At 73.2% G+C, this 13,445-nt stretch carries 12 protein-coding genes; 5 read left to right on the top strand and 7 right to left on the bottom strand.

The window, feature by feature from the left end; genetic code table 11:
• Nucleotides 1-1,215: a PucR family transcriptional regulator gene (locus AY578_RS26145; RefSeq protein ID WP_019523428.1), complete on the top strand. Its 1,215-nt coding sequence runs from the start codon at nt 1-3 to the stop codon at nt 1,213-1,215.
• A 221-nt stretch (nt 1,216-1,436) separates the two neighbouring features.
• On the opposite strand, the gene AY578_RS26140 is transcribed toward AY578_RS26145, so the two are convergent.
• Together AY578_RS26140 and AY578_RS26135 are read right to left on the bottom strand one after the other, a co-directional pair.
• Nucleotides 1,437-1,934, bottom strand: a complete 498-nt coding sequence (locus AY578_RS26140) for a hypothetical protein (RefSeq protein WP_240801017.1) — start codon at nt 1,932-1,934, stop codon at nt 1,437-1,439.
• Nucleotides 1,901-3,163: a molybdopterin-dependent oxidoreductase gene (locus tag AY578_RS26135; protein ID WP_136238078.1), complete on the bottom strand. Its 1,263-nt coding sequence runs from the start codon at nt 3,161-3,163 to the stop codon at nt 1,901-1,903. Before AY578_RS26135 ends, AY578_RS26140 begins: the two co-directional genes overlap by 34 nt.
• 115 nt (nt 3,164-3,278) lie before the next feature.
• Here AY578_RS26135 and AY578_RS26130 point away from each other — a divergent pair, with 115 nt between their 5' ends.
• Nucleotides 3,279-4,655, top strand: a complete 1,377-nt coding sequence (locus tag AY578_RS26130; RefSeq protein WP_258905725.1) for a hypothetical protein — start codon at nt 3,279-3,281, stop codon at nt 4,653-4,655.
• A gap of 19 nt (nt 4,656-4,674) precedes the next feature.
• On the opposite strand, the gene msrB is transcribed toward AY578_RS26130, so the two are convergent.
• From msrB to AY578_RS26110, 4 genes are all read right to left on the bottom strand, one after another.
• Entirely contained in the window at nt 4,675-5,082 is a 408-nt protein-coding gene (gene msrB, locus AY578_RS26125) for a peptide-methionine (R)-S-oxide reductase MsrB (protein ID WP_019523432.1), read from the bottom strand.
• 14 nt (nt 5,083-5,096) lie between these two features.
• The gene (gene murC / locus AY578_RS26120) at nt 5,097-6,485 is read right to left on the bottom strand and encodes a UDP-N-acetylmuramate--L-alanine ligase (protein ID WP_028961617.1); all 1,389 of its coding nucleotides are present in this window, start codon (nt 6,483-6,485) and stop codon (nt 5,097-5,099) included.
• Nucleotides 6,486-6,565: 80 nt separating this feature from the next.
• Nucleotides 6,566-7,039, bottom strand: coding sequence for a hypothetical protein (locus AY578_RS26115; RefSeq protein ID WP_026243616.1), 474 nt, complete (start codon nt 7,037-7,039; stop codon nt 6,566-6,568).
• A 230-nt stretch (nt 7,040-7,269) separates the two neighbouring features.
• Complete coding sequence (locus AY578_RS26110; RefSeq protein ID WP_028961618.1) at nt 7,270-8,064, bottom strand: pyrimidine reductase family protein; 795 nt, start codon at nt 8,062-8,064, stop codon at nt 7,270-7,272.
• Between AY578_RS26110 and zapE the strand changes: the two genes are divergently transcribed.
• The 3 genes from zapE to AY578_RS26095 all read left to right on the top strand — a co-directional run bounded on the left by zapE (nt 8,063) and on the right by AY578_RS26095 (nt 12,881).
• Nucleotides 8,063-9,226, top strand: a complete 1,164-nt coding sequence (gene zapE / locus AY578_RS26105; RefSeq protein WP_052183400.1) for a cell division protein ZapE — start codon at nt 8,063-8,065, stop codon at nt 9,224-9,226. The genes AY578_RS26110 and zapE overlap by 2 nt on opposite strands.
• Before the next feature lie 563 nt (nt 9,227-9,789).
• Nucleotides 9,790-11,244, top strand: coding sequence for a SulP family inorganic anion transporter (locus AY578_RS26100; RefSeq protein ID WP_028961620.1), 1,455 nt, complete (start codon nt 9,790-9,792; stop codon nt 11,242-11,244).
• Nucleotides 11,245-11,483: 239 nt separating this feature from the next.
• Nucleotides 11,484-12,881, top strand: a complete 1,398-nt coding sequence (locus AY578_RS26095; RefSeq protein ID WP_026243618.1) for an alkaline phosphatase PhoX — start codon at nt 11,484-11,486, stop codon at nt 12,879-12,881.
• 54 nt (nt 12,882-12,935) lie between these two features.
• Here AY578_RS26095 and AY578_RS26090 read toward each other — a convergent pair whose 3' ends face one another.
• Nucleotides 12,936-13,421 (bottom strand): SRPBCC family protein, encoded by a 486-nt coding sequence (locus AY578_RS26090; RefSeq protein WP_019523439.1) that lies wholly within the window; start codon nt 13,419-13,421, stop codon nt 12,936-12,938.
• Between the last annotated feature and the right edge of the window lie 24 nt (nt 13,422-13,445).

The raw sequence follows: 13,445 nt of genomic DNA, 5'->3' as shown, positions 1-13,445 counted from the left end.
ATGGCCGACGGAGCCCGCACCAGGACCGGACCTTCCCGCGGTGACGCGCCGCTCACCGCCCTGCCGACCGAACTCCTGGACCACTTGCGCCCGTTCCTCGACGAGATCACCGAGGAGGTCGTCCGGACCATCGGCGTCGAGATCCCCGAGTACGCCCGCCCCGCGGACGAGACGTACACACACGTCATCAACCGGGGTGTGGCGCAGGCCCTGGAAGGCTTCCTCGCCCGGCTGTCGGGCACCGGGAGCGACGCGGAGGACGTCAGGGCCACGTACCGGCGGATCGGGAAGGGGGAGGCCGACGAGGGGCGCAGTCTCGACTCGTTCCAGGCGGCGCTGCGGATCGGCGCCCGGGTGACCTGGCGCCGGGTGTGCGAACTCTTCGAGGTCCACCGGCTGCCGCCGGACGTGCTCATCGCGCTGGGCGAGACCGTGTTCCTGCACCTCGACGAGATGGCCGCCGCGACCACCTCCGGGTACACCGAGGCCCGGCTGCACGCCGCCGGTGAACTGCAGCAGCGGCGGGGCAGGTTGATCGACCTGCTGACGGCCGACCCGGCGGTCTCCCCGGAGGCGGTCGCCGACCTCGCCCGGACCGCGCAGTGGCCGCTGCCCCGGGAGATCGCCGTCGCCGTCGCCGACCTGCCCGAGGGGCCCGTGCGCCCCATCGTGCCGACGGAGTTCCTCGCCCGGTTCGACGGGCAGCCGGGCGTCATCATCGTGCCCGATCCCCAGGGCCCGGGCCGGGAGCGGGCCGTCGCGGCGGCGTTACGCGGCCTGAACGCGGCGCTCGGGCCCACCGTCGCCCTCGACTCCGGCGCCCGTTCGCTGCGCTGGGCCCTCGACGCGCTCGACCTCGCACGGCGCGGCGTCCTGCCCGGCACCGGGCTGGTCCGCTGCGACGACCATCTGGCGACCCTGCTGCTGTTCCGCGACGAGGATCTCGTCGACGCGCTCGCCCGGCAGTACCTGGGGCCGCTGGACGCCGTGCGCCCTCCCCAGCGTGAGCGGCTCGCCGAGACCCTGCTGTGCTGGCTGAGCTGCGCCCGCAACGCCAGCGAGGTCGCCCAGCGGCTCGCCGTGCATCCGCAGACCGTCCGGTACCGGCTGCGCCAGCTGGAGGAGGTCTTCGGCGACCAACTGCGCGATCCGACGGCGCAGTTCGAAATGCAGCTGGTGTTGCGCTCACTGCGGCTGCGCCGCCCGCCGGAGTGAACCGGCCCGCACCGGGGCGGTCAGCCGGCCGGTTCCTGTGCCGGCTGCCTGTCGAACTGCAGGCCGACCGTGTTCAGGTGAGAGTCGCAGTCGTGCGGGACCCGGGCACGGCGGCGGATCAGCCGCAGCAGCGGACGGGCCGTCAGGCTCGGCGACCGTGGGGCCGCGGGGCAGTGGGGGGCGTGCCAGGCCCCGCGCCCCGGTGGTCCGCCGGACAGGCCCTACTCCTTGGGTGCCGGCCGGCGGCGGCCCGTCCGCATCGCGAACAGCACCGCCGACCCGCCGAACAGCGCCGCCGTGATCAGCAGCCAGCGGGCCGCGAAGCCGTCGGCGGAGAGGCCGGTGACGGCCTGGTACCGCTCCGACACCCGGCCGGAGATCAGCGGGAACCACACCAGGAGCAGCAGCCCGGACAGGGCGGCCGGAACGCGGACGTGGTTCACCCAGGCCGTGCGGCCGGCCGTAACGGTGATCAGGGCGCGGTCGGCGGCCGCGTACAGCGGCAGCAGCACCAGGTCGTGAACGAGCGCCGCGCCCACGAACCACACGGTGATCATCAGCCGGTCGCCGTCGAGCAACCGCACGCCCGCGTACGCGCAGAGGGCGAACGAGCACAGCAGCACCAGCAGATGGAAGGGGCTGCCCACCGGGGGCCGGGGCGTCCTTCTGGCCACGAGTCCTCTCCTCACAGCTCGCCGAAGGTCAGCCGCGTGACCCATTTGGTGTTGAGCACGCCGGGCGCGGCGGGGACGATGACGCGGGCCGGGTGGCCGTGGTCCGGGGTCAGGTCGGCGCCGTTGACGGCCAGGGCCAGCAGGGAGCGTCCGTCGGCGACCTGACCGGCGCTCAGGGCGGCGTGCCGCCAGGTGCCGTGCAATTGCAGCGACTCCACGTACACGTCGGCCGCTTCGTCGTGTCCCGCCAGCGCGGCGAGGTCCCGCAGCCGTACGCCCCGCCAGGCCTGGTCGGAGGTGGACCAGCCCTCGACGCAGGCGATGGGCAGGGCGGCGTCGTGCTGCTCCATCGCCAGCAGGTCGGCCCTGGTCAGCCGTACGGTGCCGGTGCGGCCGGTGACGGTCAGCCGCCACGCCTCCTCGGTGGTGTCGTCGGGGCGGATCCCGGCGTACTCGGCCGTCTTGTTGACCTGGAACGCACCGGGGCCGTGGCCCGGATCGGGGCCGCCGTGCGGGGTGAGGACGGCGGTATGGCGCAAGGGCCCGTCGATGCTGCGTCCGGCGGAGGTGGCGACGAGCAGCAGGGAGGCCCCGCCGACCAATCCGAGCGCCCCGCGCCGGGTCACGGTCGGCGGGTCGGGCCGCGCAGCGGTCAGTTCCGGGTCCGGCTCCTCGACCTCACCGCGCCGCATGCGCCGCAGGTTCCGGAAGGCGGCGGGCGCCTTGAGCACCACGTGCGCGAGGAACGCCCCGAAGAAGACCCACGCGCCGTAGAAGTGCAGCGGGTAGAACGAGCCCGGGAAGATGTAGTCCAGCTGGATGTTGAGGATGCCGGTGACGAACTGGAACAGCGCGCCGCCGACCAGCAGGATCAGCGAGATCCGCTCCAGGGCGTGGGTGACGGAGCGGGCCGGCGGCAGGGTGAAGAGTTTCGGCACGACCGACCACAGCTTGGCCAGCAGCACCGGTACGAGCCCCAGGCCGAGGGTGACGTGGACGCCCTGGGTGAGCCGGTAGAGCCAGGGCGGGTCGGTGGGCCAGGAGAACAGGTAGAAGCCGAGGACGCCCTTGTCGGGCGTGCGGTCGTTCACCGGCGACAGATCCGGGTTGTACGCCGCGTACGACACCAGACCCGTCACGAACAGGGTCGTGATGCCGGCGAGCAGCACCACGCCGAGCACCGAGGTGAACCAGGTGCCGCGCAGCGGGCTGCGCCAGAAGCCCGGCGAGAAGGGGCCGCGCGGGAGGCGGCCGGGGAGGGAGGACCGTGCCATGTGCCGACGGTAGGTCGGCGCGGCACCCGGAAGGGGTCCGCAACCGGTGACGAAACGCTGACGTCGCCGCTCGTCAGCCGCTTGCCGCAGGCCGGGCGGCCTAGCGTGTGACGTCGTGAAGCGCACTCCTGACCGCACGGACCTCCACGGCCCGCGTGTCCGCCCCGGCGGCACGGCGGCCGACGCCTGCGCCGTGGCCGCCGCCGCGCTGCTGGTCCTGGCCGCCGCCCTGATCGGCACACACCTGCAGAACCGCTACGGCGTCCTCCGCGTCGGATGGCCGCCCCTCGTGGGCGAGTGGATGCCGCACGCCGGCCCGGGCACCCCGGCCGCGCTCGTGGTCGCCGTCGCGGTCGTGGCGTGCGGGCCGTCGGTCGCGGCGCGGCTGCCGTGGCGGCCGCTGCTGCTCACCGTGTGGGGCGGGGCGCTCGCCTGGACGTGGTCGCTGGCCCTGGCCGACGGCTGGCAGCGGGGCGTCGCCGGACGGCTGACCACCCGGCACGAGTACCTCCAGGTGATCGGCCGCTTCCAGGACATCCCGGCGACCCTGCGGGACTTCCACGCGCACATTCTCCTCGGCGCCCCCGACAACTGGCCGGCGCACGTGGCCGGACACCCGCCGGGCGCCACGCTCACCTTCGTGCTGCTGGACCGGATCGGGCTGGGCGGCGGGGCGTGGGCCGGAGCGTTCGTCATCACCGCCGGCAGCACGGCGGCCGTCGCCGTCCTCGTCACGGTGCGGCGGCTTGCCTCCGAGGACCTCGCACGCCGGGCCGCGCCCTTCCTCGTCCTCGTCCCCGCGGCGATTTGGACGGGCGCCTCCGCCGACGGCTGGTTCACGGCGGTCGCCGCCTGGGCGCTCGCCCTGCTGTCCTTCGCCGTCACCGGCCGCAGCCCGGCCTGGACGGGCCTGGGCTCCGGGCTGCTGTTCGGCCTGACGGTGTACCTGTCGTACGGGCTCACCCTGATCGCGGTGACCGCCGCGGCCGTCCTGCTGCTGGGCACGCGGCGGCTGCGGGCGCTGCCGTACGTGGCCGCCGGTTTCCTGGTGGCGCCGGCCGTGTTCACGGCGCTCGGCTTCGACTGGTGGGAGGCGTACCGGCTGCTGGTGACCCGCTACTACCAAGGCGCGGGCGGTGTCCGCCCGTACGGCTACTGGGTGTGGGCGAACCTGGCGTGCACGGTGCTGATGGTGGGCCCCGCGACGGTGGCGGGGCTGCGCCGGGGAGGCGCCGAGCTGGGGAGGTCCGGCCGTACGGCCGTCCTCCGCGACCCGGCGCCCCGGCTGGCACTGCTGGTGGGGTCCGCGCTGCTGGCGCTGCTGGTCGCGGATCTGTCCGGGATGAGCAAGGCGGAGACGGAGCGGATCTGGCTGCCGTTCGCCCTGTGGCTGCTGCCCGTCTGCGCGTACCTGCCCGGTCCGCGCGCATGGCTCGCCGGGCAGGCGGCCCTGGCCCTGCTCCTCAACCACCTGGTGCTGACCGGGTGGTGAGGAGCAGGGCTCCTGCGGGTCAGGAACCGGCGGGGCGCAGCTTCAGCGAGATGCTGTTGATGCAGTACCGCTGGTCCGTGGGCGTCGGGTAGCCCTCGCCCTCGAAGACGTGCCCGAGGTGCGAGCCGCAGCGGGCGCAGCGCACCTCGGTGCGCACCATGCCGTGCGAGCGGTCCTCGACCAGCTCGACGGCGTCGGTGTCCTTCGGGTCGTAGAAGGACGGCCAGCCGCAGTGCGACTCGAACTTCGTGTCCGAGGTGAACAGCTCCGCGCCGCAGGCACGGCAGGAGTAGACACCCTCGGTCCTGGTGTCGGTGTACTCACCGGTGAAGGCCGGTTCCGTCGCCGCCTGGCGCAGAACCGCGTACTCGGACGGCGACAGCTCCGCGCGCCACTGCTCGTCCGGCTTCTCCACGTCGTACGGCATGAGGTTCCAGCCCCTTAGTTCGACAGACGGTCCAGGATGCGCGGGCCGAGGTCGGTGACGTCGCCCGCTCCCATGGTGAGAACCAGATCGCCGGGCTTGGCCATTCCCGCGACCGCCGCGGGGACCTCCGCAGCGTCGTGGACGGCCGTCACGTCCGCGCCGGCCGCGCGGGCCGCCTCGATGATCAGCTCGCTGGTGACGCCGGGGATCGGGTCCTCACGGGCCGGGTAGATGTCAAGGACCAGCGAGGCGTCGGCGAGGGCCAGGGCCACGCCCATCTCCTTGCCGAGCTCGCGGGTGCGGGAGAACAGGTGGGGCTGGAAGACCACGAGGATGCGGGCGTCCCCGGCGGCGGAACGCATCGCCTCCAGGTCGGCGGTCATCTCGGTGGGGTGGTGCGCGTAGGAGTCGATGACCTGGACGCCGGCCGCCTCGCCCTTGAGCTGGAGGCGGCGCTTGACGCCGGTGTACGCGGCCAGCGCGGGCGCCAGCTCGGCGGCGGGGACACCCAGCGCCACACCGGCGGCGAGGGCGGCGACCGCGTTGTGCGCGTAGTGCTTGCCCGGCACCGACACGGTGAAGGTGAGCGGGGCGCCGTCCAGCTCGACGGTCACCTCGCTCTTCAGGCCCTGCGGGACGACCGACAGCACGCGCACGTCGGCGTCCGCGGACTCGCCGTACGTCACGGTCCGCACGGAGCCGTCCAGGCGGCGGGTCAGCTCGCGGGCGCCCTCGTGGTCGGCGGAGATCACCAGCGTGCCGCCGGGGACGACGCGGCCGACGAACGTCTCGAAGGACTCGTGGATCTCCTCCATCGACGCGTAGTTCGCGTGGTGGTCCAGCTCCACGTTGAGGATGATCGCGACCTCGGGCGCGTACTTGTGGAAGCTGCGGTCGGACTCGTCGGCCTCGGCGACGAAGATCTCGCCCGCGCCGTGCAGCGCGTTGGAGCCGGGGGCGTCCAGGTCGCCGCCGATGGCGTACGACGGCTCGCGGCCCAGCTCGGTGAGGGCGACCGCCAGCATGGACGTGGTGGTGGTCTTGCCGTGGGTGCCGGCCACCGCGATCGGGCGCAGCCCGTCCATCAGGGCGGCGAGGGCGTCGGAGCGGTGCACCACGGGGATGCCCAGCTCGGCGGCGCGCCGCAGCTCCGGGTTGTCCTCGCGGATCGCGGAGGAGACCACGACGCAGCTGGCGTCGTCGGCGAGGTGCGCGGCAGCGTGCCCGATGTGCACGGTGACGCCGAGGGCGCGCAGGGCCTGGGCGGTCGCCGAGTCCTTGGCGTCGCTGCCGGCCACCTTCGCGCCCCGCTGGGCGAGGATCTTGGCGATGCCCGACATCCCGGCGCCGCCGATGCCGATGAAGTGCGGTCGGTCCATGGCGGTAGGAAGGCCGGGTGCCATGCGATTCTCCCAGTGGTGCGACGAGCGGGACGACGGTCTTCGCGCCCTCGCGTGCCGAGCCGCAAGAGCGCGGCCCCAGCCTATGCCTTGCTGTGGGAGAAGAGTTTCAGCACCGGCACGCCCACCTTGTGGCGGGCCCGGGAGGCCCAGTCGCGGTGGAAGAACTCCTCCACGTAGTGCGGGTCCGTCAGGACGATCACCTCGTCCGCGTTCACCTCTTCGACGAGCTTCCTCAGCGCGTCCAGCGGGTGGTCCTCGACGAGGCGGCCCTCGGCGGTGTCGCCGGTGGTGCGCAGCGCCTTCAGGGACACCTCGAGCGCCCGCTCCCCCATGCTCCGGGCCTCGTCGCCCTCGGGGGTCTCGGCCTCGCGCACGGCCTCGTCGATCTCGCCGAGCGCGACGTCGTCGATGGCTCTCAGCAGCCGGTCGGCCTGTTCCCCGCGTGGCTGGAGCAGGACGTGGAAGGCGACCGGCTCGTCGCCGTGCAGGGTGGTGACGAACTCCACGTCGGCGGACGTCAGGGCCTTCTCGATCATCAGTACGCTTGTGAACACCAGGCGCCCCTCTACTCCTCGGAGGGCTCGCGGACCCTCGCTGCTCCGTGGGCCGAGCCAGGCCCCCGCGGAGATCATCCTTCCCCGTACGGGCGCGAGTACGGCCGGTTTCAGTCTCGCCCGTCACCGCACGGGACGGGCGGACGGTTCCGCCGATCGCCGGACCGGCGGCGGCTGCGTCGTCGGACCGGCTGTCCTCCCTCCGGTTGGTGCACGCCCGGCCGTGCCGGTCAGGCCCGCCGGTAGCGCGTGAACAGGAATCCGTCCTCTTCCAACATCGACGACAGCGTGAACCGACGCGGAAATGTCACCGAGGGTCCACCGGCGATGCGCTGAGCGTCACCCGCCGTGAGCATCGGGGAGACGGTGAGGCAGAGCTCGTCCAGCACGTCGGCGGCGATCAGCTGGCCGAGCAGCCGGGGTCCGCCCTCGGTCAGCAGGCGGGTGTGCCCCAGCTCGGCGAGAGCGTGCACGGCCCGGCCGGGGTCCACCCCGGCGCCCTCCCCGGCGACGACCACGCGGGCGCCCGCCCTCTCGGCGGCGGCAACGCGCTGCGGGTCGGCGGCGGCGCCGGTGAGGACCAGGGTGGGCACCAGCGGGGAGGTGAACAGAGGCAGCGAGAAGTCCAGGTCCAGGCTCGCCGAGACCACCGCGATCGCGGGCGCCGGGCCCTGACCCGCGGCTTCGCGGGCCGCCGCGAACTCGGCACGGGCGCGGGCCGGGCGGTAGCCCTCCTGCCGTACCGTTTCCGCGCCGACCACGACCGCGTCCGCGAGGGCCCGCAGCACCCCGAAGATCCGCATGTCGGCGGGGCAGGAGATGGGCTGCGAGCGGCCGTCGTGCTGGGCGGCGCCGTCGAGGGTGGAGACCATGTTGCCGCGCAGCCAGGGCGCGGGACCGTCCGGACCGGGCTCCGGGTAGGCGTACGCGGCGGCCAGCTCGGCCAGGCTCCACTCCCCGGCATCCGCACCGCCGGCGGCTGCCGTCTCGTCGGTCACATCGGTCACGGGGAACAGGCGTCGCATGTCAGGCAGTCTTCCACGCCCCGTACGATGGGGGACCGTGTCGTCCTCCGCTGCCTCCCGTCCCGGTCCGATAGCCGACGTGGCTCCGCTCTCGCTGTGCGCCCGCGAGCCGCACGTCCCCGCGGACCGGCTCGTCGCCGAGATGGTGCCGCCGCCGCGGTTCGACGCCGTCCGCTTCAGCACGTACATCCCCGACCCGAACCAGCCGAGCCAGACCGAGGCCGTGCGCGTCCTCGAGGGCTTCGCGGCGGGTCTCGACGGGAAGCCGGGCGGGGACGCGGGCCGCCGCCGGCTGTTCGGCTTCGGCAAGGCCCCGAAGAAGGCCCCCTCCGGGCCGCGCGGCGTCTACCTGGACGGCGGCTACGGCGTCGGCAAGACGCACCTGCTGGCCTCCCTGTGGCACGCCACCCCGGCCGAGCCGGCGCTCAAGGCGTTCGGCACGTTCGTCGAGCTGACCAACCTCGTGGGCGCGCTGGGGTTCCAGCAGACCGTGAAGACGCTCTCCGGGCACCGGCTGCTGTGCATCGACGAGTTCGAGCTGGACGACCCGGGCGACACCGTCCTGGTCTCCACCCTCCTCGGCAAGCTGGTCGAGGCGGGCGTCGCGCTCGCCGCCACCTCCAACACGCTGCCGGGCAAGCTCGGCGAGGGCCGCTTCGCGGCGGCGGACTTCCTGCGCGAGATCCAGGGCCTGTCGGCGCACTTCCGCGCGCTCAGGATCGACGGCGAGGACTACCGGCACCGGGGCCTGCCCGAGGCGCCGCCGCCGTACTCCGACGACGTGGTGACCCGGGTGGCCCACGCCACCGAGGGCGCGTCGCTGGACGCCTTCCCCGACCTGCTCGACCACCTCGCCCGGGTCCACCCCAGCCGCTACGGCGCGCTGACCGACGGCATCGGCGCGGTGTGCCTCACCGGGGTGCGGCCGGTGCCGGACCAGTCGACCGCGCTGCGGCTCGTGGTCCTCGCGGACCGGCTCTACGACCGTGAGGTGCCGGTGCTCGCGTCGGGGCTGCCGTTCGACCAGCTGTTCAGCGAGGAGATGCTGAGGGGCGGCTACCGCAAGAAGTACTTCCGGGCGATCTCCCGTCTCACCGCTCTGGCCAGGGACGCCAAGCGGCTCGCGGACGCCGTCCGACCCGTGGGCCACCACCCCTCCTGACCCGCGCGCACCACCCCTCTGGACGGGCGTTCGATGCCCGAACGGACCATCGGCGGCCACGGAACCGATCCCGCCAACCCACGTGTTCTTTTCGGGCTGAGTGCGGCGTGGCCCTCCGATGAGCCGGTGCGAACAGCCACGCAGGGTTACCGTGTTTCTTGACCAATCGTTGACCTTGCGCGGACCTGAGGCACCCGGTGCGAACCACCATGTCAGGTACGCGTGTTGCGAGGTCCGGTGACCGGCGGCCGCACCCCGGGCCTTGCCGTCGCTTTACCTCGGCCACCCCGTCCCGCGGCCTTCGCATCCGCGTATACGGTCCGTCACAACGCGGGCCGGTGATCAGCGGGACCGGTCCTCGTCATGCGTGTCCGACGCGTCCCCACACGCGCCAGGAGGAAACAGATGCACCGCCCTTGCGTCGACCACCCCCGCTCGTCCGGCCGACACCCCGAACCGTTGGCCACCACCCCTTTCGGGCTCCTCGCCCCCGGTGCCGTACCGCCCCCCGCCGACGCCCAGCGCCGCGCCCGCCGCGCGTGCCGGACCCGGTGAGGGCAGGCGTGCACCGCTTCCCGCATCTGCGGCAGGACGTCGCCGCCTCGCTCGTCGTGTTCCTCGTCGCCCTCCCGCTCTGCGTCGGCGTCGCCGTCGCCTCCGGGGTCCCCGCCGAACTCGGCCTCGTCACCGGCATCGTGGGCGGTCTGGTCACCGGCCTGCTGCCGGGCAGCAGCCTCCAGGTGTCCGGTCCCGCCGCCGGACTCACCGTGCTGGTCTTCGAGGCGGTGGACTCCTACGGCCTCCCCGCGCTCGGCGTGATCGTGCTCGCCGCCGGGCTGCTCCAGCTCGCCATGGGGGCGCTGCGGCTCGGCCGCTGGTTCCGGGCGATGTCGTTGTCGGTGATCGAGGGCATGCTGGCCGGCATCGGCCTGGTCCTCATCGCCGGCCAGCTCTACTCCGCCGCCGGGCTCGAGGCGCCCGCGGGCGGCGTCGACAAGATCCTCGGGATGCCCGGGGCCGCCGCGGACGCGCTCGCCGGGCGGGAGGCTCTCGCCTCGCTGGCGGTCGGCGCGGGCGCGATCGTGGTGACGGTGTTGTGGCGGCGGCTGCCGGGACCGGCCGGGGCCGTGCCGGGCGCGCTCGCCGCGGTGCTGCTCGCGACGGCGGTCACGGCGGCGTTCGCGGTTCCGGTCGCCACGGTCGAGGTGACGGGGCTGCTCGGGTCCGTCCAGCCGCCCGGACCGGACGCCTTCGGTGTCCTCATGGACGTGGGCGTGCTGGGCACGGTCGTCGCCTTCGCCCTCATCGCCTCCGCGGAGAGCCTGTTCAGCGCGGCGGCGGTGGACCGGCTGCACACGGGTCCGCGCACCCGCTACAACCGGGAGCTGATGGCGCAGGGCGCGGGCAACACGGTCTGCGGGCTGCTCGGCGCACTGCCCATGACCGCGGTCATCGTGCGCAGTTCGGCCAACGTCCAGGCGGGCGCGCGGACCAAGGCGTCCCGGGTGCTGCACGGCGTGTGGCTGCTGCTGTTCGCGGCGCTGCTGCCGTCCGCCCTCGCGTGGATCCCGCTGCCGGCGCTGGCGGGCATCCTGATCCACGCCGGCTGGAAGCTGATCCCGTTCCGGGGGCTGGTCTCCCTGTGGCGGGGTCAGCGGGGCGAGGCGCTGATCCTCGTCGTGACGGCCGTGTCGATCGTCGTGGTGAACATGTTCGAGGGCGTGCTGATCGGGCTGGCCCTGTCGGTGGTGAAGACGGCCTGGGAGTCCTCGAAGGTCAAGCTGGAGGTCATGGACAAGGGCGCGGGTCCCGTCCAGGTCCACCTCTCCGGCAACGCGACGTTCCTGCGCCTTCCGAAGATCCTGGACACCCTGGAGTCCCTCCCCCAGGACCGCCCGGTCGAACTGGACCTCACGGCCCTTCACCACCTGGACCACGCCGTCAGCACGGCCCTGAGCCACTGGGCGGAACGCCACAGCGGGGCGGACACACCGCCGGTGAGGCTGACGACGCGGTGAGGGGGCCTGGGTCGGTGCAATGGTTGGGGGGTCCGCACCAACCCCCGTACCTGGTGGTGGGGTTGGGGTCCGCACCGACCCCCGCACCTGGTGGTGCCGGGGGGTCGAAGCGCCCCGTGGGTCCCCGCGGCCGGGCCTGGTTCGTGGGACACGTGCGGGTCGCGTGGTTCCCGTGATCGGCGGCAGGTGATAGACACGGCGGGGTCACAGTTCCTGTCCGCCAGCAGGAAGGTTTCCCCATGTCAGAAAACGGGTCCCCCCACGGCTCCACGGCAACAACCCGACGCCAGATGCTCGCCCGTTCCGGCGCCGTGGGTGTCGGTATCGCCTTCACCGGCGCCCTCTCCGAACTGTTCACCCAGACCGCGGCCGCGCAGAGCCTCGGCCACCACGGCTACGGCGACCTCGTCCCCGACCCCGACGGACTGCTCGACCTGCCCAAGGGCTTCCGCTACACCGTGCTCTCCAAGGAGGGCGACCAGCTCCGCTCCGGTGAGGGCCCCGTCCCCTCCAACCACGACGGCATGTCCGCCTTCGCCGGCCGGCAGGGCCGTACCCATCTGGTCCGCAACCACGAGAACCGGGCCACCGGCAGAGTCCCGGTCCCGGTGGTCGACGGGCTGACGTACGACCCGGAGGGCAAGGGCGGGTGTACCGCGCTCACCCTCGACCGGAGCGGCCGCGTGGTCGACGAGCGGGTGGCGATCGCCGGTACGGCCGTCAACTGCGCGGGCGGGCCCACCCCATGGAAGACCTGGCTGACCTGCGAGGAGACCGAGGACAAGGCCGGCACCAACGGCTACACCAAGGACCACGGCTTCATCTTCGAGGTGGACGGCGCCGACCCGCGCCGCACCGGAGCCGTGCCGCTGACCGCGATGGGCCGCTTCCAGCACGAGGCGATCGCGGTGGACCCGAAGCGGGGCGTGGTCTACGAGACGGAGGACGCCTTCGAGCGCCCCTTCGGCCTGTTCTACCGCTTCCTGCCGAAGAAGCCGCTCGGCGGCACCGGTTCGCTGCGCGCGGGCGGCAAGCTCCAGGCGATGCGGGTGCCCGGCGTGCCGGACCTGTCCTCGATCCAGGAGATCGGCGCCCGCTTCGACGACATCGAGTGGGTGGACGTCCCCGACCCCTTGGCCGTCGAAACGCCCATCCGTTTCCAGGACTTCGGTCCGAAGGGCATCACCCACGCGCAGAAGCTGGAGGGCTGCTACTGGGGCGGCAGCTCCGTCTACTTCGTGTCGTCCTTCGCCCACAGCTCCGAGGGTTCGGCCGCCGACCACTACGGCCAGATCTGGCGTTACGACCCGGACCGCCGCCGCCTCACCCTGGTCATCGTCTTCGGCCCGGACACCGACATCCAGCTGCCCGGCGAGTCCCCGGACAACATCTGCCTCGCGCCCAGCGGCGGTCTGATGGTGTGTGAGGACGGCGGCGGCGCCCAGCACGTCTTCGGCGTCACCCGGCACGGCGAGGTCTATGCGATGGCCCGCAACCGGCAGAACACGGGCACGGCCGAGGACCCGCAGTGGGGCGAGTTCGCCGGCGTCACGTTCGCCCCGGACGGCAGGACGATGTACGTCAACGTCTACGACCCGGGCACGACGTTCGCCGTGACCGGACCCTGGCGCCGGTAACACCGGAAGGTGCGGGAGGGCGGGCGCGTGCCGCGCCCGCCCTCCTCCCTCCCGTCAGTCCTTCAGCAGCGCGTCCATCTGGCCGACGGCCTGGCTCATGCCCTCGGCCATGCCCATCTCCACCAGCCGCTCCATCTGCTCCCGGGTGTCGAACGCGGACCGCAGTTCCATCCGTGTGCCGTCCTCGTGCCCGGTGAGCGTCACCCGGACCGTGGTGACCGGCATCTCCGGGTCCGGCTTCCCGTCCTGGCCGGCGAAACCGTCGGTGAACTCCAGGGACGTCGGCGGCGTGACCGCGGAGATCCGCCACCAGCCGCCGTACTTCTCGCCCTCCGGCCCGGTCATGTGGTACTTCACGCCGCCGCCGGGGGTGAGGTCGTGCTCCTCGACGGTCGCCGGGAACCCGGGCGGGCCCCACCAGCGCTCCAGCAGCCGCGGGTCGGCCCACAGCCGCCAGACCCGCTCCACCGGTGCGGTGAAGTCCGCGACGAGGGTGAGCGTGAGGGTGTCGACGTCCTTGTCGACACGGGTGAGAGTCATCCGTCCGGTCCTTTCCTGTGGCGT

This window comes from Streptomyces thermocarboxydus (assembly GCF_024760485.1).
GTDB lineage: Bacteria > Actinomycetota > Actinomycetes > Streptomycetales > Streptomycetaceae > Streptomyces > Streptomyces cellulosae.
Note: the sequence above shows the minus strand (reverse complement) of the source record. Positions and strands in the feature narration are given on the sequence as shown.